This is a genomic window from Idiomarina sp. OXR-189 (assembly GCF_034373425.1).
GTDB classification, from domain to species: Bacteria; Pseudomonadota; Gammaproteobacteria; order Enterobacterales; family Alteromonadaceae; genus Idiomarina; species Idiomarina zobellii.
The window spans coordinates 1,055,150-1,081,215 of record NZ_CP139706.1 but is presented as its reverse complement, the minus strand read 5'-3'; the positions used below and the strand labels follow the sequence as shown (position 1 = coordinate 1,081,215).

31 protein-coding genes are annotated in these 26,066 nt (G+C 46.3%); 5 read left to right on the top strand and 26 right to left on the bottom strand.

Going from position 1 to position 26,066, the window contains the following annotated elements:
- Positions 1–1,293: an NCS2 family permease gene (locus tag UM402_RS05285; protein ID WP_058579358.1), complete on the bottom strand. Its 1,293-nt coding sequence runs from the start codon at positions 1,291–1,293 to the stop codon at positions 1–3.
- A 108-nt stretch (positions 1,294–1,401) separates the two neighbouring features.
- Here UM402_RS05285 and UM402_RS05280 point away from each other — a divergent pair, with 108 nt between their 5' ends.
- Entirely contained in the window at positions 1,402–1,722 is a 321-nt protein-coding gene (locus UM402_RS05280; protein ID WP_053952997.1) for a 2Fe-2S iron-sulfur cluster-binding protein, read from the top strand.
- 1 nt (position 1,723) lies between these two features.
- Here UM402_RS05280 and UM402_RS05275 read toward each other — a convergent pair whose 3' ends face one another.
- The 5 genes from UM402_RS05275 to prmB are packed head-to-tail and all read right to left on the bottom strand — an operon-like array spanning position 1,724 to position 5,594.
- A complete protein-coding gene (locus UM402_RS05275) occupies positions 1,724–2,863 on the bottom strand; it encodes an ATP-NAD kinase family protein (RefSeq protein ID WP_058579359.1) in 1,140 nt (379 codons plus the stop codon).
- A 2-nt stretch (positions 2,864–2,865) separates the two neighbouring features.
- A complete protein-coding gene (locus tag UM402_RS05270) occupies positions 2,866–2,994 on the bottom strand; it encodes an entericidin A/B family lipoprotein (protein ID WP_074668867.1) in 129 nt (42 codons plus the stop codon).
- A 13-nt stretch (positions 2,995–3,007) separates the two neighbouring features.
- Positions 3,008–3,544 (bottom strand): elongation factor P hydroxylase, encoded by a 537-nt coding sequence (locus tag UM402_RS05265; RefSeq protein ID WP_058579360.1) that lies wholly within the window; start codon positions 3,542–3,544, stop codon positions 3,008–3,010.
- Between the two features lie 19 nt (positions 3,545–3,563).
- Complete coding sequence (gene aroC / locus UM402_RS05260) at positions 3,564–4,652, bottom strand: chorismate synthase (protein ID WP_058579361.1); 1,089 nt, start codon at positions 4,650–4,652, stop codon at positions 3,564–3,566.
- A 9-nt stretch (positions 4,653–4,661) separates the two neighbouring features.
- Positions 4,662–5,594 (bottom strand): 50S ribosomal protein L3 N(5)-glutamine methyltransferase, encoded by a 933-nt coding sequence (gene prmB / locus UM402_RS05255; RefSeq protein ID WP_058579362.1) that lies wholly within the window; start codon positions 5,592–5,594, stop codon positions 4,662–4,664.
- An 87-nt stretch (positions 5,595–5,681) separates the two neighbouring features.
- Between prmB and smrB the strand changes: the two genes are divergently transcribed.
- A complete protein-coding gene (gene smrB, locus UM402_RS05250; protein ID WP_058579363.1) occupies positions 5,682–6,248 on the top strand; it encodes an endonuclease SmrB in 567 nt (188 codons plus the stop codon).
- Here smrB and sixA read toward each other — a convergent pair.
- The 3 genes from sixA to UM402_RS05235 are packed head-to-tail and all read right to left on the bottom strand — an operon-like array spanning position 6,245 to position 7,519.
- Complete coding sequence (sixA, locus tag UM402_RS05245; protein ID WP_058579364.1) at positions 6,245–6,727, bottom strand: phosphohistidine phosphatase SixA; 483 nt, start codon at positions 6,725–6,727, stop codon at positions 6,245–6,247. The genes smrB and sixA overlap by 4 nt on opposite strands.
- Positions 6,724–7,083 (bottom strand): RnfH family protein, encoded by a 360-nt coding sequence (locus tag UM402_RS05240; protein ID WP_053952744.1) that lies wholly within the window; start codon positions 7,081–7,083, stop codon positions 6,724–6,726. The genes sixA and UM402_RS05240 overlap by 4 nt, the downstream gene beginning before the upstream one ends.
- A 1-nt stretch (position 7,084) precedes the next feature.
- Entirely contained in the window at positions 7,085–7,519 is a 435-nt protein-coding gene (locus UM402_RS05235; RefSeq protein WP_058579365.1) for a type II toxin-antitoxin system RatA family toxin, read from the bottom strand.
- A 108-nt stretch (positions 7,520–7,627) separates the two neighbouring features.
- Between UM402_RS05235 and smpB the strand changes: the two genes are divergently transcribed.
- The gene (gene smpB, locus UM402_RS05230) at positions 7,628–8,107 is read left to right on the top strand and encodes an SsrA-binding protein SmpB (protein ID WP_053952746.1); all 480 of its coding nucleotides are present in this window, start codon (positions 7,628–7,630) and stop codon (positions 8,105–8,107) included.
- Positions 8,108–8,138: 31 nt separating this feature from the next.
- Here smpB and UM402_RS05225 read toward each other — a convergent pair whose 3' ends face one another.
- The 13 genes from UM402_RS05225 to queE form a co-directional block, all read right to left on the bottom strand.
- Positions 8,139–8,585, bottom strand: coding sequence for a hypothetical protein (locus tag UM402_RS05225; RefSeq protein ID WP_058579366.1), 447 nt, complete (start codon positions 8,583–8,585; stop codon positions 8,139–8,141).
- Positions 8,542–8,931: a DUF192 domain-containing protein gene (locus UM402_RS05220; RefSeq protein WP_058579367.1), complete on the bottom strand. Its 390-nt coding sequence runs from the start codon at positions 8,929–8,931 to the stop codon at positions 8,542–8,544. Before UM402_RS05220 ends, UM402_RS05225 begins: the two co-directional genes overlap by 44 nt.
- Positions 8,928–9,719, bottom strand: coding sequence for a type II secretion system F family protein (locus UM402_RS05215; RefSeq protein ID WP_058579368.1), 792 nt, complete (start codon positions 9,717–9,719; stop codon positions 8,928–8,930). Before UM402_RS05215 ends, UM402_RS05220 begins: the two co-directional genes overlap by 4 nt.
- Positions 9,719–10,567: a type II secretion system F family protein gene (locus tag UM402_RS05210; protein ID WP_058579369.1), complete on the bottom strand. Its 849-nt coding sequence runs from the start codon at positions 10,565–10,567 to the stop codon at positions 9,719–9,721. Before UM402_RS05210 ends, UM402_RS05215 begins: the two co-directional genes overlap by 1 nt.
- Positions 10,549–11,772 carry a CpaF family protein gene (locus UM402_RS05205; protein ID WP_058579370.1) on the bottom strand — a complete coding sequence of 408 codons (1,224 nt, stop codon included), beginning with the start codon at positions 11,770–11,772 and terminating at the stop codon, positions 10,549–10,551. The genes UM402_RS05210 and UM402_RS05205 overlap by 19 nt, the downstream gene beginning before the upstream one ends.
- On the bottom strand, positions 11,750–12,979 hold the full coding sequence (locus UM402_RS05200; RefSeq protein WP_058579371.1) for a type II and III secretion system protein family protein: 1,230 nt from the start codon (positions 12,977–12,979) through the stop codon (positions 11,750–11,752). Before UM402_RS05200 ends, UM402_RS05205 begins: the two co-directional genes overlap by 23 nt.
- Positions 12,964–13,671: a Flp pilus assembly protein CpaB gene (cpaB, locus tag UM402_RS05195; RefSeq protein WP_058579372.1), complete on the bottom strand. Its 708-nt coding sequence runs from the start codon at positions 13,669–13,671 to the stop codon at positions 12,964–12,966. The genes UM402_RS05200 and cpaB overlap by 16 nt, the downstream gene beginning before the upstream one ends.
- Before the next feature lie 184 nt (positions 13,672–13,855).
- Positions 13,856–14,362, bottom strand: a complete 507-nt coding sequence (locus UM402_RS05190; RefSeq protein WP_058579373.1) for a hypothetical protein — start codon at positions 14,360–14,362, stop codon at positions 13,856–13,858.
- Between the two features lie 38 nt (positions 14,363–14,400).
- Positions 14,401–15,468 carry a hypothetical protein gene (locus UM402_RS05185; protein WP_058579374.1) on the bottom strand — a complete coding sequence of 356 codons (1,068 nt, stop codon included), beginning with the start codon at positions 15,466–15,468 and terminating at the stop codon, positions 14,401–14,403.
- A 2-nt stretch (positions 15,469–15,470) separates the two neighbouring features.
- A complete protein-coding gene (locus tag UM402_RS05180; protein WP_053952757.1) occupies positions 15,471–16,013 on the bottom strand; it encodes a hypothetical protein in 543 nt (180 codons plus the stop codon).
- On the bottom strand, positions 15,994–17,166 hold the full coding sequence (locus UM402_RS05175; RefSeq protein WP_322295457.1) for a Tad domain-containing protein: 1,173 nt from the start codon (positions 17,164–17,166) through the stop codon (positions 15,994–15,996). Before UM402_RS05175 ends, UM402_RS05180 begins: the two co-directional genes overlap by 20 nt.
- A gap of 43 nt (positions 17,167–17,209) precedes the next feature.
- A complete protein-coding gene (locus UM402_RS05170) occupies positions 17,210–17,485 on the bottom strand; it encodes a Flp family type IVb pilin (RefSeq protein ID WP_058579376.1) in 276 nt (91 codons plus the stop codon).
- 92 nt (positions 17,486–17,577) lie between these two features.
- On the bottom strand, positions 17,578–18,249 hold the full coding sequence (gene queE, locus UM402_RS05165; RefSeq protein WP_058579377.1) for a 7-carboxy-7-deazaguanine synthase QueE: 672 nt from the start codon (positions 18,247–18,249) through the stop codon (positions 17,578–17,580).
- Positions 18,250–18,312: 63 nt separating this feature from the next.
- Between queE and queC the strand changes: the two genes are divergently transcribed.
- Positions 18,313–18,972, top strand: a complete 660-nt coding sequence (queC, locus tag UM402_RS05160) for a 7-cyano-7-deazaguanine synthase QueC (protein WP_058579378.1) — start codon at positions 18,313–18,315, stop codon at positions 18,970–18,972.
- Here the strand turns inward: queC and nagZ are convergent.
- Positions 18,969–19,973, bottom strand: coding sequence for a beta-N-acetylhexosaminidase (nagZ, locus tag UM402_RS05155; RefSeq protein WP_058579379.1), 1,005 nt, complete (start codon positions 19,971–19,973; stop codon positions 18,969–18,971). The two genes, queC and nagZ, sit on opposite strands and share 4 nt — an antisense overlap.
- Positions 19,974–20,123: 150 nt before the next feature.
- On the opposite strand from nagZ, the gene UM402_RS05150 reads away from it, so the two are divergent.
- A complete protein-coding gene (locus tag UM402_RS05150; protein ID WP_058579380.1) occupies positions 20,124–21,440 on the top strand; it encodes a S41 family peptidase in 1,317 nt (438 codons plus the stop codon).
- A gap of 19 nt (positions 21,441–21,459) precedes the next feature.
- Here the strand turns inward: UM402_RS05150 and UM402_RS05145 are convergent, their stop codons facing one another.
- The 3 genes from UM402_RS05145 to UM402_RS05135 form a co-directional block, all read right to left on the bottom strand.
- Complete coding sequence (locus tag UM402_RS05145) at positions 21,460–23,799, bottom strand: acyl-CoA dehydrogenase (RefSeq protein WP_058579381.1); 2,340 nt, start codon at positions 23,797–23,799, stop codon at positions 21,460–21,462.
- Between the two features lie 63 nt (positions 23,800–23,862).
- On the bottom strand, positions 23,863–24,489 hold the full coding sequence (locus UM402_RS05140) for a TetR/AcrR family transcriptional regulator (protein ID WP_053952765.1): 627 nt from the start codon (positions 24,487–24,489) through the stop codon (positions 23,863–23,865).
- 82 nt (positions 24,490–24,571) lie between these two features.
- Positions 24,572–26,065, bottom strand: a complete 1,494-nt coding sequence (locus tag UM402_RS05135; protein WP_053952766.1) for a TrkH family potassium uptake protein — start codon at positions 26,063–26,065, stop codon at positions 24,572–24,574.
- Position 26,066 lies beyond the last annotated feature (1 nt).

Here is a 26,066-nt window from a genome sequence, read left to right as displayed (position 1 = left end):
CTACCCTAACCAAATGAATTTTGCGATAAATAAAGCACCTAAAAGCACCACACTCGGCGTTAAGTCACTGTATTTGCCACCTAAAAGCTTCACGACCACATAACTGATGAAGCCTAAAGCAATACCGTCCGCTATTGAAAACGTTAACGGCGTCATTAATAAAACCACAGCTACTGGGGCTGCTTCAGTAATGTCGTCCCACTTCACGTCTTTTAGCGTGAAGAGCATTAATACAGCTACGTAAATAATAGCCCCAGCGGTTGCATAGGCTGGAATCATTCCAGCCAATGGCGCAAAAAACATCGCCAACAAGAATAAGACACCAACCACAACCGCCGCTAAGCCCGTCTTACCACCAGAGGCAACTCCAGCCGCAGATTCAATGTAGCTCGTGGTGGTCGACGTACCCAGCATTGAACCGGCTACCGTTGCTGTACTGTCTGCCATAAGTGCTTTGTTTAAGCGAGGCATATGACCGTCGGCTTTCGCCAGACCGGCCTTCTGTGCAACAGCCAACAACGTGCCAGATGTATCGAATAAGTCGACAAATAAAAAGGCAAAAATAACCGACAACATCCCTAAGTCAAAAGCGGCAGCTAAGTCCATTTGCAGGAACGTTGGCGCTAAGCTCGGCGGTGCAGAAACAATGCCATTATAGTCAACTAACCCTGTCAACCAGGCAATAAAAGTGACCGCTAAAATACTAATTAGAGCAGCACCCTGAACTCCGCGTGCAACCAAACCAATAATTAAAAAGAAACCCGCCGCAGCAAGTAATACTGACGGTTCACCTAATTCACCTAAGGCCACCATAGTCGCATCATTAGCGACAATGATATTGGCGTTTTGCAAACCAATTAATGCCAAAAATGCACCAATACCAGCCGCTATCGCTAAGCGAAGCGTTGGTGGAATGGACTTAATAATCCACTCTCTAACGCGAAACGCCGACAATAAAAAGAAAATACAGCCTGAGAAGAACACTGCACCTAACGCCGTTTGCCAGGTATACCCCATGCTGAAAACAACGGTATAGGTGAAAAACGCATTCAGACCCATACCTGGTGCTAGTGCGACGGGGTAGTTTGCCCAGAAGCCCATTATTAGACAGCCAATAGCCGCAGCTAAACAAGTCGCCACGAAGACCGCACCGTAATCCATTCCGGTTTCACTTAAAATGGAGGGGTTTACAAAAATAATGTAAGCCATGGTCAGGAAGGTCGTGAAGCCACCAATGACTTCCGACTTTATGGAGCTGCCATTGGCTTTTATCGAAAACAGTTTTTCCAACATGAGAAACCTTGAAGTTTGGCGTTGTGGTTAAAAGGCAGGTATTTTATCCTAATTGGCACAAAATTTGTTGTTCACTTTTTAAATAATTTACAGGAAACCCAATTAACCATGCCTACAGTTTATTTTGTTGATGCCGACGGAAACCAATTTGAAGCTGATGTCGAAGCCGGAACCAACGTCATGGAAGCCGCTGTCGATAATTTTATCGATGGTATTGTTGGTGAGTGTGGTGGGGTTATGTCATGCGCCACTTGCCACTGCTACATTCCAAAAGAGTGGCAGGATAAAATTCCTGAGCCATCTGAGCAGGAAGAAGACATGATAGATATGGTCATGGAGCCTCAGGATAACAGCCGTCTGAGCTGCCAAATTGAAGTCACTGACGAGCTAGACGGCTTAGTCGTTCATTTACCTAAGTCACAGTTTTAAACTAACTGACGGCTGCCACGGGCATAAGCACTTCGTCGTGGTAGCCGGTAATGACCCGAATTGTTCCCGACAATTCGTTGTCGAGCTCACTGTCTCCTGTGTCGACTCGAAGCGGTTGGTTATTTAATGACTTCAGCTTTGCCTTAGTCGCGACAACCCAAATGTTGTCTTTACCAATTGCCCGAATAACACGCGGACTCAGTTGTTGATTACCACGGCCAAACAAGTGCCCCTGTCCGCCAATAAGCGTAATAATCAGTTTGACTGAGCCTACAGACTTAGAGACGGCTTCAAACAACTCTTTCTCGGTAATATCGCTTTTTATTAAGGCGTCGTCCTGAACAAGATCAACACCTAATAACGTGTTTTCAATACCCATATCGTCCATGATGGCGGCAACGGTCGAACCCGATCCCATGACCAGCAGTTCGTCGTCCACTCGTTCAATAATTTCCGCCGCTATGTCATCAAGCACCAACTCATCGCTCTCTTTACCGCCCATTTTCACGGCTTGAACATATTCAAGCTCGGCCGGTACCGACATTTCACCATAACGTCGTGCTTTGACGATGCCTTCTCTAAAGGCGCTTTCATCAATATCCATTACATCAGACTCGTGAATACTCGAAAGCTCACCTTTGAGAATTTTCTCAATAACACGCCCCGCTGCCGTTGGGCTAATAGCGTAAACACCCGAGTGAATTTTCACTCCGGCCGGAATACCTAATACTAATTGGTTATCAGGAACCACTGAGTAAACATCACGAGCGGTGCCATCACCACCAGCAAACAGCAGGATATCGACGTTTTTATCAATAATCGCTTTTACGGCTTGTTTGGTGTCGTCCGATGACGTTTCCTGAGTATTCGGGTTAAATACGGTTTGGTAAGAAAACCCTAGAGACTTCAATACATTTTCGCCCATTTCGCCACCACAAGTGACAAAGTCGAGCTGTTTTTGATAATTCTGGAGGATTTTTAACGCGGTTTCTGCACGCTGCATTGCTTTGCGCTCTGCACCGGCTTTTAATGCCTTTTCACGAATATCAGCGCCATCACTTCCTTTTAAAGCAATGGCGCCGCCAATACCTGCGTACGGATTAACCACCAGGCCAACCGTTAAACGGTTTACTGCTGTCATTGTTACTCTTCGTTTGCTTCGTCCTGAATGGCTTCACCGGCTTTTTCTAAGTCTTGGCCTGCGCCTTCAATCGTCTCACAAGCGCTAAGCCCTAAAATAGCAACAGTAACCAATAGTGCTCTTAAAAACATAAGTAACTCCTTGTTAATCCTGAATCATTTGGCAACTTGGCCACTCACAATTAAACGCCTTACACAGCGCTTTTGCAAATATCTTTGCTCTGGGCGGCAAGGTGTCGGTTGCCAGATAGCTCTCTAACTGTTTGGCGACAGCCTCACGAAATGCATGCCTGTCGACCTCAACACCACTTAAGTTGTCGACGCTCACATCAAACTTAAAACCTGCACACAGTGAAAATAGCCACTCCAGCGCCTGAGGCTTTCGTTCAACCTGTTCAAATTCGCGCTGTTGCTGTTCATTGCGGCCATCGGGTTCGTACCAGTAGCCGTAATCGAACTGTTGCCGGCGCTTTTCACCGGCAATGCACCAGTGCGCGGTCTCATGCAACGCTGACGCAAAAAAGCCATGAGCAAATACAATCTTATTAGGCTCGCCGCCCTTCCCCGGTTCGTAATACGGCTCGTCATCACCCGCCACCAACACCGTGTTATAACGGGTACGAAAGCAGTCGTTAAATATCTCAATTAAACGAGAATAATGATGTGTCAATTCGTTTGGCATACGTCTTAAATGCTACTGGTTAACGACTGATATCGGGTGTTTCTGTTTTTACCTGCGCGTTCTGAGCCCGCTGTCGCAACCAATGGTCGACCAATACCAGTGATGTCATCGCCTCAACAATGGGTACCGCCCGAATCCCCACACAAGGGTCATGACGCCCTTTTGTGACAACGGGTTGATCATTGCCCCATTTGTCTATGGTTTGCCCACTGATTGAAATGCTTGACGTTGGTTTCAACGCAATGTCTGCGATAACGGGCTGACCACTGGAAATACCCCCCAGAACACCGCCACTATGGTTCGACAAAAAGCCCTTCTTAGTCATTTCATCTCTGTGCTCAGAGCCTTTTTGGGTCACCACATCAAAGCCGTCACCGACACTTACCGCTTTTACGGCATTAATGCTCATAAGCGCCTTAGCTAAGTCGGCATCTAATCGGTCAAACACTGGCTCTCCCCAGCCCGGCGGCACCCCGGTTGCCTGCACTCGAATGCGAGCACCCACGGAGTCACCTTCTTTTAATAGCTGTTTAATAAGCGCTTGCATAGGCTCGATGGCATTAACGTCACCACAAAACAGCTCGTTATTTCTCACTTCCTGCCAGTCTGTGTCTTTCGCTTTAATATCGCCCATTTGCGTCAACGCGGCCTGAATCTTAATGCCCTGCTGCGCTAACAGTTTTTCTGCAATAGCACCGGCCGCCACACGCATTGCCGTTTCACGCGCTGACGAACGCCCACCGCCACGGTAGTCCCGAATGCCATATTTATGCTCATAGGTATAGTCTGCGTGCCCGGGACGGAAGGCATCTTTAATTTTCGAATAGTCCTGGCTGCGTTGGTCTGTATTTTCAATAAGCAAGCCAATAGGAGTACCTGTGGTTTTGCCTTCAAACACACCGGAAAGAATACGTACTTCATCGGCTTCGCGACGCGCTGTTGTATAACGACTTTGCCCCGGGCGACGTCTGTCCAACGCTTCTTGCAAGTCCGCTTCAGACAGCTCAAGACCCGGCGGGCAGCCATCAACCACCGCGCCTAATGACGGACCATGGCTTTCACCAAAGGTTGTAACTTTAAACAGTTGTCCAAACGAATTTCCCGGCATGCGCTAGCCCTACTTTGAGTTATTTAGTTGACGCTGCTTATGTTCTTCAAGCTGCTCTTTGGTCAGCAAAAATACGCCATCACCGCCATGTTGAAACTCTATCCAGGTAAATGGCGTACGTGGATATTTTTGCGCCAGCGCTGGCATTGAATTTCCCACTTCGCAAACAAAGAGTCCGTTATCGTTCAGCTTGTCCGCCGCTTCCATAAGCATTTTATCGACCAAAATGAGACCGTCCTCGCCTGCTGCCAGACCTAGTTCAGGCTCGTGATGATATTCATCCGGCAAGTCGGCCATGTCTTCTGCATCGACATACGGCGGGTTCGTCACAATAAGGTCGTACTTTTCATTTTGTACAGCCTCAAATAAGTCTGACTGAATAGGCGTGACCTGATGCAACAAACCATGCTGTTCAATGTTGAATTCAGCCACTTCCAGCGCTTCTGTCGACACGTCGAGTGCATCTACTTCTGCGTCCGGAAATGCAAAAGCGCACGCAATAGCAATACAACCACCGCCCGTACACAAGTCCAGTACACGCTTAGGTTGCTCGGTTAACCAAGGCTGGAAGCCGTTCTCAATAAGTTCGGCTATGGGTGAACGTGGCACCAACACTCGCTCGTCCACGTAAAACGGCAACCCCGCAAAATACGCTTGGTGGGTTAAATACGCAGCTGGCATTTTGTGCTCAATACGCTGGTTTAACAGCTCAATGAATTCATGCTTTTCGCTTGTCAGCACACGACAGTGTCCCATAGCGGCCAACTGCTCAGTAGTCAGTTGCAAGGCATAGCTTAAAAGCGCGCGAGTCTCATCAATAGGATTGTCCGTGCCATGCCCGTAATACACGTCAGACTGGTTAAGTTGGCTGACACTCCAGCGTATCAAATCATCGATACTATGAAGTTCTTCAATGGCTTGTTCCCGATTTCGAACGTGCAAGGGCTGTCTCCTGAACAACGAATGTTTTATACTGATGGTCTTTATTGGTGTTAAAGATACCTTAATTTCACTCGGTTTTCATTAGTCATGGTCGCAAAGAAAAGCTCTTCATCCTCACTGTCAGAAGACGACATCGCGCTTTTTCGCGAGGCAGCTCAGGGTGCAGCTCCTATTGAGCAGGACAAGCGACCACCAGAGCCACCCAAAGTTTCTGAATTAAAGCGACGGAATACACAAAGGCAAGGCAACAGTCCTCAGGATATAGCCGCAGCCAGCCGCGAAGCCAGCCAGTACTTTTCAGACGGTTTTGAAGCGCATTTCAGTGAAGGTGCTATGCAATTTACTGCTGAGGGTGAGTCAACGTACTTGACCAAGCAACTACGGCGCGGCGACTACACGCCTGAATTACTACTGGACTTACATGGCATGACCTTAGCAACCGCCCGCCAGGAGCTCGCCGCTTTGCTTATTGCCTGTGAAAAAGAACGTATTGACTGTTGCTGCATTATGCATGGACACGGCAGCGGCAAATTAAAACAACAGGTGCCACACTGGTTAGTGCAACACCCGTTAGTCAGAGCCTTTCATCAGGCTCCTCGTGAATGGGGCGGCGACGCGTCGTTACTGGTGTTACTTCGCGTTAATGACAATTAACCCGCACATTTTTCAGCAATCATTAACTGCTGAAACTTACCCGTTAAGGTTTCTGGCGAAAATTCAATAACCGCAATGCCTGCCGTTGGGAAAATAGGTGGTTGTACACTGGCATCAAGCTCATGCACCAGGTAGCTAACCAGTGGCATGTGAGACACCAACACTACAGTTTCATAGCCGTGGGTTTCTATTTCCGCCGCTAACCAGCTAACTACAGCCGCCGCGTGACCGTCAGGCGTAATTGCGTCACAATTCTCTCGGTGTTTAGTTTTCAGCTCTGAAAACAAAACCGTTGCTGTTTGTTGCGCTCGTAAATACGGGCTCACAAACACACAGTCTACGTCACGGTGACGCTCAACCAGCCATCGCGTTGTAGTGAGTACCTCACGCTCGCCTTCCGGAGTTAGGCGACGCTCTCTGTCTGAGTAGCTTCCTTTCGGGTAGTGAGCCTCTCCATGACGCATTATGTACAGCTTCATTCGGGTTTCGACTCCTGCGCTTTGCGCTTAGCATCCGGTCTGCCACCGGTTACTTTGTCAGCTCGTCCAGACTGTTTTGCTTCTTCCGCGCGGCGTTTACGTACCGCTTTCGGGTCAGCAATAAGTGGGCGATAAATTTCAATGCGGTCGCCGTCTCGCGGCGTGGCATCTAACTTTGACGCCTTATTCCAGATACCGACTTTCTGAGTGCTAAGATCAATCTCCGGAAAGTGCTCTTTAATACCCGACTGTAAAATACACTCTTCTACCGTTGCGCCCTCTTGCGGATGCACTGTCAGAATAAGCTGCTTTTCAGGTGTGGCATAAGCCACTTCTATCGTCAGAGTGTTCGCCATGTTAGCTTCCGTATACTTGGTCTGCACGCTTCACAAAGGCATCGACCATTTTTGACGTAACTTCACTAAAGATTTTGCCAAATGCCATGCCTAACAACCGGCTGGAGAACTCAAAGTCCAACTTGAGCTCTACCTTACATGCGTCGTCTGACAATGGTTTAAACACCCAACCGCCGGTCAGCTTTTTAAACGGACCGTCAACCAGCTCCATGTCGATGCGCTCTGGCTTTACTAACCGATTACGCGTGGTGAAAGTTTTTTGAATGCCTGCTTTGCTTATTTGCAACGACGCTACTTTATAGTCGCTATTTTGTTCAACCACACGCGAGTCGGCGCACCCGGGAACAAACTCCGGATACGAGTCAATGTCGTTGACCAAGTTGAACATTTGCTCTGCACTGTATGAAACTAACGCACTTTTTTCGATACTGGGCATGTTTTTCTCTACCGCTAAAATTTGACTGCGCAATAATAACGCAACCAGATATGCTTTGAAGCCCTTAAAGCAATTTTCTTTTCAGTGTGCATAGGTATAATAGCCCTTATGAGCAAAAAGAAACTAAAACAATCGTCTAATACCATTGCGCTGAACAAAAAAGCCCGCCATGAATATTTCCTCGAAGACAAGTTCGAGGCAGGCATTAGTCTGCAAGGCTGGGAAATTAAAAGTATACGCGCCGGTAAAGCGAACATAAGCGACAGCTACGTCATTATTAAAGACGGCGAAGCCTATTTACTGGGTGCGGAAATACAACCGCTGAACCAGGCGTCTTCGCACGTTTATTGCGAGCCCGACCGTAGCCGTAAACTGCTACTAAAACGCCGGGAGCTCGACAAACTCATTGGCGCCGCCGAGCGCGAAGGCTACTCCATTGTGGCAACCGCCATGTATTGGAAAGGCCCTTGGGCCAAGCTGGAAATACACCTGGCCAAAGGTAAGAAGTCTCACGACAAACGCGACACAGTGAAAGAACGTGACTGGCAACGCCAGAAGTCACGGATACTGAAGCATTCGGTGCGTTAAGGTTTTCGATAATAGGCGAGCTTATACTCGCCTATTTTATATCCTCGATAGACAGCTTTTGTAGAGCTAAAAGATCTTTCAGAAGTCCATCCAATTGACCATCAGTTTCTTTAAGCTGGACCCGGGCATCCATTAACGTGTTGGTTGTCTGCCTAAGCTGGTTCAGTGCAAGGTTAAACCAGATATCGTTATTTGATGAATCAAACTCAAGTGAACGCAAATATGCCTGCTCACTGGCTTCAAAGCGGTATTGCCTAAAGTAGATATTTCCTAGTAAAGCCCAACTCTGGGAACTAGCCAGCCCTTTACTGTGAAGCCACTGTAAATGATGCTCAGCTGAATCGAGATCACCAGATAAATACCAGCTTTTAGCGTTCTCAAAGCTTTTTAAGCTTTGCTTTTGCTCTGCAACAGTTGCGCTGCAACCACTGAGGCTAACAATTAAGGTTAATACTGCAATCGAAGTGATAATTTTCACGAGGCGCTCCTTGCTTTTTATTAAATATGACAGGCTTTCCTAGCCAGGACTCTAACGGCCAGTAACTACTGGCCACCGTTTCTATTAGACTGTGTGCTCCTTTAAACCAATGAACTTCGTTGGGACAGATGAAGCGTCTTACTTCCATTATGCATTGCTGTTTATCTAACGCGATAACGTCTATAGGCTCTTTCATCCCCCAGGTATGAATCGATTTGCAATAAGGGAACCAGTAAGCCATATCCGACGTTGGCTGGTCCTCTCCTAACATCCCGATTAACCTCTGGTGAAATTTCGACATTTTTCGAACATCAGTCCATAAAATGACTGGTTGCTCTTTCGTCATGTGAACCCTCCCTGGCTCATTTGTAAAATAATAGGTCCTAAGATGACCAAAAAGTTAACCGGAAAAAAGCAGGTTACTAATGGAAACAAGAGCTTTACCGGTGCTTCCTGAGCTCTCTTTTCAGCGCTATTAAGCAGCTCCTGACGTAGCTGGTGCGCAAAAAACCTTAAGGGTTTAGTAAGACTGGCTCCCTGCTGATGCCCTTTAACCAACATTGTTACCCATTCTTTAATCGGTTTAGCATCACAACCATCAGATAAAGCCTTCATTGAGGCATCAAACCCATTGCCGCGACGTAACCTCTGTACAACAGCGTTTATTTCAGAGGCTAAAAGTCTTTCATTGCATGAGTCTGCAACTTTTTCCAACGCAAGAATTAACGGAACTCCAGATGCCATCATCATAGAAATAAGGTCGCAAAAGTCAGGTAACTCCTTCACTAAGGTTTTATTTCGTTTTAGCCATAACGTTCGTCTTTTGTTGAAGACCATCAATAAAACGAGAGCAAAAAACATAAACACCAAAGGCTCTCTATTTATGATAGAAGTAGCTGCACTTATAGTAGCCAGGAGTAACCACACAAAAAATGATAAGTGTGCTTTATTACCCGCAAACTTAAGAACCAAATAACGTTCGACAACGACTTTCAGTTTATCCGGTGCTCTTTGCCATAAGTGGTTTATTTCTCTGTCCAGAACAGAACTTAATTGAAGGTAACTCCATAATTTATAGGTACCGAAGAACACCACTGTACTGACAAAAAATATCAATATAAAAAGTAACAACATTAGTCATCATCCGGGTTCATTATTTTCTTAACCATCCACCCGCCTAAAATCATCAATAACAAACTGGCAGCGAGCATTCCCATACCAATAAACGACTCAGTAAAAACAGCAGTGTGATTAGGCTTTATCCATCCTAATAAAAAATACAAACCAGCTGGCATTAACACGAGTATCTTCGCCTGCATTCTTGCTTGTGACGTTAATGTCAGTTGCCGCTCTTTTATATGTTGTTGCTGTTGAATATTTTCCGCCAGCCTCAGGAATATATCGGATTGCTGTCCGCCACTTTTCAGCCCCAGCTTTAATGCTTGAGCAACCAGTTTGACAGAAAAGACCGGGACCCGGCGTTGCCAGTCATCAAGACACTCTATGAAAGGCCGCCCAACTTTTTCCTGACGAAGCATTTCATCAATTTCTTGCCCAAGCGGAGGCTGCATACTGCCTTTAAAGCTTTTAAAAGCAGTGCTGACACTGGCACCGCTGCGGATTTGGTTGCTCAAGCTAATGAGCATACCGGGCAATTGTTTCTCTAACTTCTCGAACCGTTTCTTTTTAAGAAAGCGATACATGAAAGGCGGTGCAATTAGCGTAAGAACAAAACTACAAATAGCCCACAAGACCGGGGAAGTAAGCCAAACAATAACTGGCAGAATAACTAACAATAGCAAGTAACCACGAACCAGCCAGCTAACCGGAAGGTTAAGAAAAAAGTCTTCCAGAGAGCGAACGGTTGATAGCTTTAACTTGTTCTCGAACTCCTGATACTTGTCTGGTGTCGCATGTGAAAATAGCCAAAACCAACAAGATACAGTCAGAGTAAGAAACAGTACTAAAAAGACGATATACATGATTCATCACCCATCAGGGTTTTAAACAGGCTTTCTCGAATATCATCCGACTGCTGCTCTGCAAAGCGACACAACGTTTGATTACTGGTCAGGGAATGTTCTGCGCTTTCCCGACTAAACAACGGCGACATTTGTAAAACGTCGTCATCAATACCCGTGAGCTCATCAATGCTTACAACTAACCGTCGTCCATCGGGTGCTCGGGCAATTTGCACGATAATATCTACAGCACTTGATATTTGTTGCCTCAAAGCGCTGACTGGTAGCTCTATTCCCCCCATTAAAACCATAACTTCCAGCCGTCTGAGCGCATCACGTGCACTATTTGCATGAACTGTGGAAAGAGAGCCAGCATGACCGGTATTCATTGCCTGTAACATATCTAAGGCTTCTGCACCTCGACACTCACCAACCACTAATCTATCTGGCCTCATTCGCAACGCGTTGATCACCAGTTCTCGAATACCCACATCGCCGGTGCCTTCCTGGTTCTTAGGGCGAGACTCCAGGCCAATTAAATTGTCATGATTTAACTGTAGCTCCGCAGCATCCTCAATGGTTAAGACGCGCTCCCCTTCAGGAATTTCGTGCGACAGAATATTGAGCAACGTCGTTTTACCAGTTCCCGTGCCCCCGGACACTATAATGTTTTGCCTGCAACGTACCGCCAGCTTTAAGAAGTCAGCCGCTTGCTGAGTCAAAGAGCCGCTGTTTACCAAATCGTTAATTCCTAATGACTGTTTAGAAAACTTACGAACAGTAAGACAAGCACCTTTTGTCGCCAGGGGTGATATAACTGCATTAACGCGAGACCCATCAGGCAAACGGGCATCGACCATAGGAGAGGCATCATCAATATGTCGGCCTAACGGCAAAACAATGCGATCAATTGCTCTTCTTAGTGCATCTTCTGAGGTAAATACTTCAGCCGCTTTTTGTAATTTACCGCTACGCTCAACAAAGATTTTATCGTAACGATTGACCATTATTTCACTGACGGAATCATCGGCTAAAAGCCTTTCTATAGGCCCTAAACCAATAACTTCAGCAATAGCGTCTTCAATGACTCTGGGGGCGAAGTCAGAGACTTCTTGTAGAAAGCGATGCGCATACTCACGCAGCCCTGTTTCGTCCAATGCTTCAATTTGACTGTCGCGAACATCAAGACGGTTTCGCAGCGTTTCAATGGCTTGTTGTATTTTCATGAACCAGTTCCCTTAGTTGTAACACTGACTCGTCCTTGAACCAGTTATTTCTTTCTTCCCGTTTTTTCTCTTTATCTAAACGTTGTTTCTCAGCCGATGACATTTTTTCAGCAGTAACCATAACCACAAGCTCTGTTGTTTGCTCTCGGTGTTGCTGACTCCCGAACACTCGATTCAACCCCGGTAGCTCTCCTAAACCCGGCATTTCATCCGACTGGTTAGATTTATCCACATTTAATAAGCCAGACAAAACCATAGTGTCGCCGTCTTCAGAGAGAAACACAGATTCGGTACGTCGGGTCAAAATACCGGGGACTCCCGCCACAGAAACCGCAGGATCAATATTACTCAGTTCAGCACTTAACTTTGTTTTAATACGCCCATCCTTTAAAACAACAGGCTCAACTATGAGTCGAATGCCATACTCACGGAAAGTCACATCTTGCATACCCTGGGCAACGACTTGAGGAATGGGAAGCTCACCCCCGGCCAAAAAACTGGCTTTCTCACCACTCTGAGTAGAAAGCGTTGGATTGGCCAAAAGTTTCGCTAGACCATGGCGTTTCATAAACATGAGCTGGGAGGCGATATCAAGCTCCCAGTCAAATAAACCAGAGACTGCGCTTGATATAGATGGCCCCTCTGATGCACCTTGCCAGCGAATACCAATATCTTCCAAAGCTTGTCGCTTTGTTTCGAGTATATTTACTCGCAACGTCAGCATCGGCTCTTCACTCTCTTGCATAGAGGTCAAATTCATTATATTCGAATCACCCTGAGCTAACGCCTTAATGAGATTATTGGCTTTGGAAGAAACCGAGCCTGACAGGACCATAAGACCATTGCGCTCTTCTAGATGAAGTCCATCTTCAACCGCAGACAATGCTTTGACTCGCTCTTTCAGTACCCCTTTATTCGACGGTGCGACAGTTACTAAAACCTTTTTGCTTTCGGCGCCATGCTTAAGCCAAACATCTGTACTGCCTACACTCACCGCTTTAAGAATAATTTTCTCATTACTGAGAAGTTTCGCTTTTATGATATTTTCATCGCTAACGAGCACGTTAGTCCCTGGCGAAATATTAATTGATGTCGAGCCACCTAACTCAATAACATGGTTATCAATATCACTGGCTAAAACATTAAAAGCCGATAAAACTAAAAGCAGAAAAATAATCGGTCGTGTGTACCTTAATATGTCGTCCATGACATCACCTTTGAAGTTAAACTTTCCGTGTTCCAAACATCTTCTCTCGAACTCGACGAACTTCTTGCCCAGACCAGCATTCCACTGCTCATAGCCCGGGTAAATTCATCAACATCGTCAGGCTTAATAAGTAAAGTCAACGCGTAGCTTCCATAGCCATCGTTGAGCCCATGAATATCGAACACCTCAATATTCTCAAACGACTCGGTCGCGATACCACTTTCAAAGTGTTCACCCACAAATGCGATATCAACAACATCTCCAGGCTTCAATAAAGCATTGTGATGCCCCAGGTTATCGGTACTAACGGTAATTGCGTAATGACCATCAGGGAGCTGACGCGACAAACCGGTATTTTGCTGGTTTAATAAACCTCGCTTTGATACAGGCTCTCCTTTACTTCCATCTACTCTAAGTTCCTGACCAATAATGAGACCAGCTTCGTTTTGTAAGAACCAATTATGATTAATTAGATGGCTAGGGTATTGTCGCACCAACAAATCTTTTGCCGATACAATTGTTCCTGCAGTTAAATCGTTAGCGAAAACCACAACAGAGTGGGTATCAGCTGACGCTTGCTCCACCCGGCGTTGAGTTTCCGTATTGAGGTATTCATTAATCATGAAAACAGTAATTAATGAAATAATTAAACTAAAAATGACTGCAAATATCCCTTTTGCTTTTTTACTCACGAACCCCCTCCTGGAATGAGCACTAAATGACGCCAGATAAAATCGTAAAACTCCCTGACTCTATTCCCTGTCTCTATTAAATAATCAATAACTGACCAGTTATCTTCTACAACAACCAGCGCTAACATGACGAGTATCGAAAGAAGCATCCATTCAACCGATGCCTGGCCGCGTTGGTACGCCGTCATATCACATGAACCATAACGACATATTCGCCTTGCTGAGAAAATACCAACCGGCCTAAGCCGTCCTTAAACTCCCACAGATCATTCGGCATCTCTATGGAGCGAAAAGAACGTATCTTCTGGCTGTATTTAAGCTTTAAGATCTTTTGTACATCACCCAGACTGTAGTGCGATACATAAACCCAAACTTCCTTGCCATTTTGTTCGGTTTGCGACAACACGAAAAATGGGCCAACTAACTTAGCTCCTTCGATATCCGTAGTAATAATTTTACTAAGAACCCATGTGTCATCTATTCCTTTAAAAAAGGTCCAGTTTTTATTCTCAATTTGGCATAACCAAAAATCGAACTTATTGCGGTCGCAATATGGATAAAAGTCTTTTAGAAGTTCCCAGTCTGGTATTTTCGGATTTTGTAAAAAGTAGGCTTTCGCACCGGTATTATTTGCTACCGGCATTTGCGTCCACTGCCACTGATCAAACCCTGTTGGAATATCAGCAATCATAAGTTCCCTCTTAGTTTGCTCGTTATTTTATCGCTAAGTTAATTCGCTGTTTTTGGAACGCTATGAACAACTACCACAAACTTTCCAGCTGGGGTAAAAGTTACTCTTCCCAAGTTATTCCGCAAATTCCACACATCGTTATCTACTTTAAAAGATTCGAAAGACTCAATTTTTTGATTATTCACAAAAAGCAGTCCTTGTTGAGAAAGCTCCATATCTCCAGGGGATAAGTACACTCGGATATCTTCTTTTTCATTCGATTCTTGGTATATCCTCATGTTCGGCATTTCTACTACGTCAGGCCCTATATAGTCGTTATTAGCAACTAACACCCACTGACCATTTTTTCCTTCGTAGAAAGTCCACTCCACACCGTCGATGTCGCAAATCCAAGGAACAACATCACCACCTACACACCATGGATAGTCTTTTCTAATTTCTTCCCAATCTGGATATTGAGGATTATCTAGGTGGTACCCCATTATTTCTTCGTGAGCACTTATCGATTTTTGAGACCATGACCAGTCATCAAAAAAGGACGGCCGCTTGTCTCTTTTAACGTCTGTTTGTTCATCACGAAGGTTCTCAGAGTAAACTGTTGAATCAGCTGACACGGTATGCGTAACAATTACTAACTCGCCTTGCTGCGAGAAGGTAAGCTTGCCCAAATCACCTTTAAGCAACCAAATATCTTCCTCTGTTTCAGATGATTTGACAGACTCGACATTTTTACCGTGCTCAAAGCGCATAAACGATTTAGTGCCTTGCATATTAAAAAGGGAGTAATAGGCCCATACTTTCTCATCGTCACGCTCCACAAAGTGCAGCGGCATCATTGGCCCTTCTATAGAGTTTTCTTTGAAAACTAATGGCACTGAAGCCAATATCCAGCGTCCCTCAGTCGGCTCGAATAATGTCAGATGGGAATCTTCTTGAAGGCACATCCACATGGAAGTTTCTGCACCTATGCAGCCAGGATATTCTGCCTCAATTTTATCCCAGTTAGGTTCACTTGGAGCCTCAAGATGGTAAGCAACTATACTTTCAAGGGAACTGATTGACTGTTGGCTCCACGACCAATCATCAAATACATCTGGTAAATCCATAACTACCTCTCTCTTATCGAGCTTTCCGGAACCACATCTGGATCGATGTGACCAAATATTAACGAGTCAGACTCTAACTCTTTTGCTAAAAAGGCTCTTCCAAGACCGTCTTGAATTGTTTCCATAACCTCTCCAGAAAGTACGTTGTTAATTACTAGTGAAGCAGGACGCTTTACTAGGCCATCTCGATGTTTAGGCTCCCAACTATCAGTCAGTCGAACCATCCCGAACTTCGGAATATAGTTTGTCTTTGTCATTCTTAAGTTTGTACCTTCTAGTTCAACTGGAACTAAGTCATCAATAAGTCCAATAACACTGCCCAAGTAGTTGTTTAGTCGATAGTTCCCGCTTACTTGAGTTTTTTCACGATCTCTAACTTTCTCCCACACAACCTGCCTGGATAGTTTTAACAACTTCTCACTGTCTTCTGATGCTGGAACTAATAAACCACTAAGCGATCCTAAAATAACGACAAGTAAACTAAGAGCCACTAAGCATTCTGTAGCACTTTGGCCAAATACATATCTAGATAAACTCTTGTCCACCAAACACCACCTTATCTATGCTACTCAGAGGCTTCAAGCTAGCTTCCCAAAGTGAGTTAAATAAGTTATCCATTTCGACTCTTGAGTCGGAGCGAGGAAATATATGCTTAGGCCTAGTGAATTTGGTCATCGCCTTGGCATAAGCAGTTTGCTCTCCGTTATCGATTTTCACTATCACCGAATCCATGCTAGAAACTAGTAAATTATTTAACCTCATGTAGCCAAAACTATCCTGCTCCACGTTAAGAGATCCCATTTGAGAGAGCCCAAAACTGGAGGACATAGAGTTAACCGAAAAAGCTCCGCCATAATTTGACCGACGGTATCTGCGCTGATCTTGGGCTTTTGCTCCCCACCCCATAGGAAGCGTTTCACGGAAGCCACCAATTAACCACCGTCTCGTATGAAGCGACACCGAATCAAGTCCATGCCAATCCCAACCACCGTTATTATTTCTGGTTACTTCTGTTCCACCGCTTTTAGCTACTTTAAAGCTATATAAATCGACCCAGTCATAACTTCTGGTTAGGCTAAAAGGGTCTAAGCTTTTTATAGTCAGGCGTTCAAAGAACTGAGAATTTTCTTCATTTTCAGTAGACTTATAGTCTGCTTTTAACGACCACAAACTGGGAAAGGGTAGAACTCCTCCACCATGGAAAGCATTCCAATTTAATTCTTCGGAGTGCTCTGAAACCACATCATTTATCAGTAAAGGTAGCTGTATAACAAAATTTGCATCCAGTGCTCTTTGGGCAAACGATATACCCCGAATGACAAAAGTTTGAAACGCGACCAACCGACTAGCCACTTCCGCAAAGCTCTCCTCAATGCGTTCAACAATCATCGATATAGCTCGGGTTATTTGAGCTACGTAAGGAATAAACGAGGTAATGGTTTCAAGGTTTTCTGCGGTGCGATCCAACATGGCCAGATAACTTGCCAGGCCAACCCACTGGGCAATTGCAACTTGGTTGCCTATGAGCGCTCGGTTGGTAAGAGCCATGAAGTTCATCTGCCTCGACATGGCTACTGCGGCACTATATGCAGCGTTGTCAGCGACGCTTTGCAGGTAAAACTGTTGGCGTGCGTGTTTGCCCATATCGGTCACAGCAAATAGTAAACTTGCGACCAAGAGCAAAACGCCGGTCATCATGACCAACGTTTGCCCTGTTTGCTTCTTTCGAAAGCCCAACATTTTAGTTGTCGCCCTGTTCGGTCGCCTCGTCATAATTGCCGAGGTTTACATCAGTGTCAGCAACAGTTCCTGCACGGCGGGACGACTGTCTGGCTCTGTTGAGTTGTTGACTAGATGACTGCCCGGTCATTTCCTGAGCCAGGCCAGCAACTTGGTTACGTATAGCTTTGCCGAACAGTGAATAGACGCCAATTGCAGCTACTGCAATAAGCGCAACAATAATAATGTATTCGGTCATTCCCTGACCGCGACTGCGTGAAATGGACTTCCGTTTCATAAAACCTCCTGTCAAAATTTGCCTTACTTGGCGAGTTAGGACAGGAAGTATAGATCGACTTTCAGAGGGTCAGAGCACGAGTAGTCAATGTCTTACTCAATATTGAGATATTTATGCATCTGCACGGACAAGCGCCAGTTGCGTTCAATACAGGTTTGCATAGCAAGCTCGGTGGCGCGTGGGCGCTGGCTTATGGGTTGCAGGCAAATAATAGCGTCGGCTTTGGGGGGGCAACGTTTTAGCAGTGAATCTAAAGCATCTATGTGTTTTTGCATGGCAACCGGGTGTTTTATTTCGTTAGCGCGCGCCATGCAGTCTGGGCGCACCAGGTAGCCGCCCGGCATATCTAACTTAGGCGACACTGTTACCCATGTGTTGTTGGTCACTTTTAGCTCGAAGGTGCCGCTGGTTTCTATTTGCAGCTGGTAGCCTTTGGCTTCTAGAGCTTCACCTAGTGGCAGCAAGTCGAACATAGCGGGCTCGCCGCCGGTTATGACCACGTGTTTGGCGGCGTAACCTTCTTGTTCAAAGCGTTTCACTATGTCTTCGGCAGTCATTTCTGCCCATTTGGAGGAGGCTGCGGTTTTTGCCATCATCTCGTCGACGCTAACTTTGTCGCTGTCGTTGGTTTCCCAGGTATGTTGGGTGTCGCACCACGGACAACCCACTGGGCAGCCTTGCAAGCGCACAAATATGGATGGCACACCGGTAAAGGTGCCCTCGCCCTGCAGGGTCTCGAAAATTTCGTTGATGCGGTAAGACATAGCTTTCGTTAAAATAGCTTCTATTAAGGTGGATAGACCGCAGATTATACGGAGAGTTACAGCATGTCGCAAAAGGTCGTTGTTATTTATTCAGGTGGAATGGACTCGTTTACGGTGTTGCACAAAGCATTGCAGGAAGGTAATGAGGTGTTGGCACTGTCGTTTAACTACGGTCAGCGCCATGTGAAAGAGCTAGAACTTGCCGCTAACGTCTGTAAACAGCATGGAATTCCGCATAAAGTAGTCGATATTACTGCCATTAACCAACTACTGTCCGGCAGTTCATTAACCGACGACATTGATATTCCCGAGGGACACTACGAAGAAGAGTCGATGAAGTCGACGGTGGTACCCAACCGCAATATGATTTTGTTGTCGCTAGCCATTGGTTATGCGGTGTCTCAGGAAGCTTCTGCGGTGTATTACGGCGCTCACTCAGGCGACCACGCTATTTACCCGGACTGTCGCCCGGAGTTTGTGCGCCAAATGGATGTGGTCAGTAAAATGGCCAATTACGAACCGGTAGCTGTTCATGCGCCTTATTTAGACGTCGATAAAAACGCAATTTTAGCCGATGGCCTGAAAATGGGCCTGGACTACAGCCAAACCTGGACGTGCTATAACGGTCGTGACAAAGCTTGTGGTAAGTGTGGTGCCTGTGTGGAGCGTTTAGAGGCCTTCGCTGCCAACGGCGTTGAAGACCCCATTCCTTACGAAGCTTAATTAGCCACTGAAAGCCAGCGCTGTGCTTGTTGCCAGCGCTCGGTGCGCTTCAACTCTTCCAGACCAACAGCAGACTCGCTCATCAGCATACGTTGAACGCGCTGAGCACTTTCTGGCTCGGTTGCCGGAAACTCTGCGTCAAGTACCTGTAAGGCCCCTGCTCTGTCATTACAAACCAGTATCATATCGCAGCCTGCATTCAATGCGGCTAACGCCCTTTGCTGCATGTCGCCCGCGACAGTCGCACCCTGCATCGACAAGTCATCACTGAAAATGGTGCCGTTAAATTGCAGTTCATTACGCAATATTTGTTGCAGCCAAAACTCACTAAAACCAGCGGGCTGTGGGTCAATTTTCGGGTAAATAACGTGTGCCGGCATTATGCCATCAAGCTTTTGGCTTAATGACAAAAACGGCTTTAAGTCATGTGCCCGAATTTGCTCCAGTGTGCGGTCGTCTTCTGGAATGGCAATGTGAGAGTCAGCCTGCACCGAGCCATGCCCCGGGAAATGCTTGCCGGTAGAGGCCATACCGGCTTCATGCATGCCCTCAATAAACGCAGAGGCGAGCTCAGAAATCTCTGAGGGGGTATCAGAGAACGCGCGGTCGCCAATCACTTCGCTGCAGTCATCGACATCTAACACCGGCGCAAAGCTAATATCTATGCCGACAGCCTGTACTTCTGCTGCCATTAACCAACCTAAGTCTCGTGCCGCACGATGGTGCTCATCGGCGCTTTCAATGCGACGCAGTGAGCCCATTGCCGGAATAGCGCTGAAGCCATCCCGGAAACGCTGTACACGTCCGCCTTCGTGGTCTACAGCAATAAGTAGAGGTTTAGCGGCAGCCATACGAGCTTCCTGAGTTAAACGAACCAACTGCTCGACCGACTCAAAATTGCGTGTAAACAGTATCAGTCCATTAACAGAGGGTTGTGCCAACAGCTTTTTGTCTTCTGGCGTTAGCTCGGTGCCCTTAATGTCTATCATGACTTGTGCCATAACGTCGTTGTTCTCCGTCTGAGTTTAACGGTAAATAGTCAGTGTCGGCAGTGTGCCACGATGCGGTAAAAAGCGCCACGCTGGGTGTTCATCTTTTCGTTTTCCGTGCTAAATTGTGAGTTAACATTTTTACAACACTCGAGACGCAGTATGACCTTTAAAAAATCCTTATTGCTTATTGGCATAGCCGCAACGCTTTCCGCTTGTGGTGGCTCTGATGACTCAAACTACGCCACCTGCTCTGTCGAAGACCAAAACCAACGCTTTTTCAATTACATGAAAGAGGACTATTTTTGGGCAGACCAACTGCAGGACAGTATTGATCCGGAAGCCTTTGACAGTATTGATGCTCTTCTCGAAGAGTTGCGTGTTCCCGAAGACCGCTATAGCTACATTTTAACGGAAGAAGAATACGAACAGTTGTACGTTAACGCCACCTACTTTGGCTTCGGCTTTTCGATGGAGCAAATAAGCGATACTCGCGTGAAAATTCGCTTTGTTTATAACGGCTCTCCTGCTGATACAGCGGGCATAGAACGTGCTGACGAGCTAATTGCCATTGACGATGTGCCAGTTGCTGAGCTAATCGCCGCCGGTGAATTTGATGATGCTTTAGGCCCAAACGAAGAAGGTTTAAGCAGGAAACTCACTTGGAAAAAGACTGATGGCACCGAGCAAACCGATGTTCTGAGCAAAGTTGAAGTTGAAACCAACACTGTGATGGGCGCGCAAACCACAGCGCTCGATAACGGAGACACTGCCGGCTACTTTACTCTCGATTCCTTCATTAATCGTACTGGCAGCGACTTAAACGAAGCTTTTGACTTGTTCGCTAACGAAGGCGTTGATCATTTAATTATCGATGTGCGTTACAACGGTGGTGGGTTAATTCGTTACGCCAATCAAACCTCCAGTCAGGCTGCGGGCAATAACGTACTGGGCGAAACCTTTTTAACTTACCGCTTTAATGAGCAAAACAGCGATAAAAACGAAACCCTTCCGTTCCGCTTAGTCGATGGCACGCAGCAGCTCGACTTAGATACGGTCTATGTTTTAACGACTGGCAGCAGCTGCTCTTCTTCGGAAATTATCATTAACTCTTTAAAACCTTACGTGAATGTTGTCACTATTGGCGAAAATACGTGTGGTAAACCTGTCGGCCAGCAGCCCAATTTTGAGGTTCTCTGTAATAAGGTGACTTTCGCTATTAATTTTGAAACAGTAAACGCTGAGGGTGAGGGTCAGTATTACGACGGCTTGGCTCCTACCTGTGAGGTTGAGGATCAAATTATTGCGGATTGGGGAAGCGAGCAAGATCCGCTGACCGGTGCTGCATACAACTATATTGAAACAGGCAGTTGTCCGGCAACAGCAAGTGCGAGCGCAGAAACGAAAAAGAGCGCTCAACAGCGCTCTTTTGTGGACCCAGTGTTCAACTTAAAAGACAAACGTCGAACACTTTATTAAGTTGAAATGAATGCGGTGGTCAGTCTCTGACCGCCGCTTTTCTCAAGTCACCTTTTGCCGTGTAAAACTGATTGTTTTCCAGAATGCCCGGCGCGAAACTGTCTACGCCAATAGCAAGCAGTCTCAGCTCTTCTGTTTCTGCCAGTTTCTCAGCAGTGTCTTTATCCACTAAGCCCTTTTCTAAAGCGGCATCGGCAAGTTCCTGACCGTTTAGGTTAGACGACAATTCACCGCGTTTCTGAGCCTTGCGAAGCGTTTTGTAAACCGACTTCATTTCCAGCATTGATAAAAACGCTTTTTCCATGTGACCGGTCGGGTCGTTCTTGTCGTCTTTCCAGTAACACAGGAAGGTGTGGCGATCTCGCGTGACGCCCGGCTCCATCATGCTTAGGCTAATTTCCTGCAAGGTGTTATCTTTTGGCTTCTTAAAGTGATTACCTAGCGGGAATATCACTAAACGCATCATCCAGGCGACGGCACGGTTCGGGAAGTTGTCGAAGAAACCATAGAAAGCTTCAGCAATACTATGCAGGTGATGTTGCAATGCATAGTGCACATACGGCAAGTCAGCCACCTGACGGCCTTCGTCTTCAAAGCGCTTCAACACCGCAGAGCCCATGTATAAATGACTTAAAACGTCACCCAGACGCGCTGAAATCATTTCTTTACGCTTCAAGTCACCGCCCATCATCAGCATTGAAATATCTGACGCTAATGCTAAACCACGACTCATACGACCCAGTTTACGGTAATACTGAGCCGTTTCACCGCTAACCGGAGACTCGCCAAAACGCGCCCCTGTCAGACCCAGCCATAAGCTGCCAAATACGTTGCTGGCGGCAAAGCCAATGTGTTTCATTAGCAAGCCGTCAAACTCGCGCATACCCTCGTCTTCATTCGGGTTGGCGGCAGCTTGCATTTCTTTGAGCACATAAGGGTGACAACGAGTCGCCCCCTGACCAAAAATCATCAGGTTACGGGTTAGAATGTTAGCCCCTTCTACCGTAATAGAAACCGGCGTTGCCATGTAATTGTGGCCCAGGTAGTTATGTGGCCCCAACTGAATGCCCTTACCGGCATGAATATCCATAGCGTGCTCGATAACCTCACGACCCATTTCTGTCATGTGGTATTTAGTCATTGCGGTTACTACCGATGGGCTCATACCCTGGCACAGCGATGAAATTGTTAAGCGGCGCATTGATTCGAGAATATAGTTCGTACCGCCAATTTTACCCATTGATGACTGTACGCCTTCAAACATACCAATAGGCAGACCAAACTGTTGGCGTACATAGGCGTATGCGCCCGTCATTCGCTGAGTAACATGACCCGATGCCGTTGCCAGCGCCGGCAGTGAAATGCCTCGACCAGCTGACAGACATTCAACCAGCATACGCCAGCCTTTACCGGCGTAGTCTTCACCACCGATAATCCATTTCAGCGGAATAAATACGTCTTTACCGTAAGTGGTACCGTTTAAAAACGCCTGATTCAACGGGAAATGGCGGTCACCAATTTCGACGCCTTTGTGACTGGTTGGAATAAGCGCACAAGTAATGCCTATGTCTTTTTTGTCGCCCATTAAACCTTCCGGATCGTACAGTTTAAACGCAAGACCCAGAACCGTAGCTGAAGGAGCCAGAGTAATGTAACGCTTTGACCAGTTCAGACGAATACCAACAACTTCTTCGCCCTCGTGCTCACCTTTGCAGATAATGCCTTCGTCCGGAATAGAGCCTGCATCAGACCCGGCTTCAGGGCCTGTTAAGGCAAAGCATGGAATATCGGTACCATCAGCTAAACGAGGCAACCAATACTCTTTTTGTTCTTTAGTGCCATAATGCGTCAGCAATTCGCCCGGGCCTAATGAGTTAGGCACCATAACCGACACTGCGGCGCTAATTGAACGGCTGGCAATACGCGACACAATGTACGAATTAGCCGCTGGAGAAAAGTCTAAACCACCATGCTCTTTACCAATAATCATGGCAAAGAAACGTTCTTTTCTCAGAAAGTCCCATACTTGTTTTGGCAAGTCTCTGTCTTGCTGCACAATTTTGAAGTCATCGATCATATCCAGCAACGTATTCAGCTGGTTATCGATAAAGTCCTGCTCTTCCTGAGTAAGCTTCGGCTGAGGCATATCCAGCAGCTTCTGCCAGTCCGGGCGGCCTTTAAACAGCTCGCCGTCCCACCATACGTCACCAGCTTCCATAGCCTCTCGCTCGGTGTCCGACATTGGTGGCAAAATACGCTTAAAGATAGCAAAAACAGGTTTTGTAATAAGGCTGCGACGGATATCTCCGACTGCAAATACCAGTACTACTAAAACCAACAACAAAATGAGAATTTCCATGGTTATCTCCAGTGCACCATCACAATGAAAGTGTAGTAAAATCTCAGTCTTACGACAGTTTATTTACGAATTTTCGAGCCCGCCAGACACAAACGGAATAAGTTGGTCAATAACATCTTGTGCGCCAATTTGCTGATTAAACTCAGCCTGCGCTATTTCTATAAGCGCTTGCCCGGATACCTGAGCAAAGACCACAGAGCCCAACACAAAGTGCAGACGCCAAAACATTTGTTGCTCATCTAAATGCGGATTAGTGCGCTTTAAAAGCTGCAGCAAGTGTTGTAATACATTGCCGTACTCTTGCTGAGTGTACTTACGCAAATGCCCCTGTATTTCAGAATAAGCAAAGCCCAGTAATCGTAAAAAAGTATCGGGACCGCGCTTGTTGATTTGAGTCAACTTAGCAAGCGGAAGTTTGAAACGCTCAAATAACGCCTGTGTTTTTAAGTCTTTTTGGGCTTCAGCTTCGTTTAGCTGTTCCTCTAAAGCAGGCATAAAAACACTTAGGTAACGGGCAATGACTGCCTGTATCAGCGCCTTTTTTGAGCCGAAATGATAGTTTACGGAAGCCAGATTCACTCCCGCCTCGTGGGTGATCTGCCGTAAAGAGGTCTGTTCAAAGCCGTCTCGCGCAAACAACGCTTCAGCGGCGTTGAGTATTTTCTGTTGAGTGGTAATGCGTGCTGCCATGATATAAATAAACGCATGATTTAAACATGCGTTTAATTTAATTCATGTGGTTTCAGCGTGCAAGTGTTCGCTGAAATTTATTTTAGTGCTTCCAGTAATGTCTGTGAAATAAAATAAGCACCGTCATAATTTCCAGACGCCCCGCTAACATAGCAAATATCAGCAATAGTTTGGCACCACCGTCCAGGCTTGAAAAGTTACCTGCAGGTCCAATAATTTCGCCAAGCCCCGGACCAACGTTCCCCACAGCTGATGCAGCACCAGAAATAGCGGTTAGAAAATCGAGATCAAACAATGACAGACCTAACGCAATAACCGCTATAAGTAAAAAGTACATAAAGCAGAACGCCACCATAGAGCCAAGCAAAGAGTCGTTAACTCTTCGTTCCTGGTAGGTCTCTACTCTGACTAAATTTGGATGAATAAGCTGACTAAACTGCTTTTTGAGCAGTAATTGTGACAACTGGAAACGGAATATCTTCATGCCTCCGGCCGTAGAGCCGGTACACCCTCCAATGAACATAAGGTAGAAGAAAACCATCAGAGACCAACTGCCCCAGTTGCCATAATCTTCCGTCGCATACCCTGTTGTGGTAACCACAGATACAACATTAAATGCGGTGTGCATGAGGGCGTCACCAAACTCTCGGCCTTTCACCACCTGAACTAGAGTGATAAGGGCAATAGCAATCATTAGAAAGGTCACGAAGGCACGTACCTGCGTATCTTTCCAAAGTGGTTCATAATCGCCCTTCAGCGCTCGAATGTAGAGAACAAAAGGCAATGCCCCCGCGACCATAAATAGTGTGCCCGTTATGACCAAAAATGGCGTGTCAGAAAAGTGACCGAAAGAGGCGTCATAATTAGAGAAACCGGCTGTGCCTATGGTTGTCATACCATGAACAAAGGCATCAAAGCTTTTCATACCGCCTAAAAGATATAAGGCAATAACAGCAACAGTCAGTATTAAATAAACACGGCCTATGGCTAAAACCATGTGGCTTGAGCGAGGCATAAACTTGCCCGACATGTCGGAAGATTCAGCTTGGAACAGACGCATACCACCAACCTGCAAAAACGGTAGTATGGCCATGGCCATAACGATGATTCCAATACCGCCTAACCACTGCAGCATGGCTCGCCACAACAGTACACTGGATGGCAGGTCATCAAGCCCCGAAATAACGGTAGCTCCCGTTGTGGTAATTGCTGACATGGCCTCAAACCATGCGCTGGAAAAATCGAGATAAGGTTGGGCAAAAATAAAAGGCAGCGTGGCAAAAAGGCTCGCCGACACCCAACACAAGGTGGTTAATAGAAAGACTTGCCGGGCCCGAAGCTTCGCGTCGCCAACCGGCTGCAGGAAAAGTGCAACGCCAATCACAAAACCTATGATAGCCAATGTTAAATACGTCCACTGCTCTTTTTCCGCATTAATAACGGCCATAACAAATGGCGCCAGTAATGCCAAAGACAGCAGCGCCAGCAATCCGCCTACGGCTTTTAATAGAAGCTTTATCGCCTGACGTTTATCAAGCGGCGTTTGCTTAAGCGAGCTGCTGGCCTGAAGCGACATG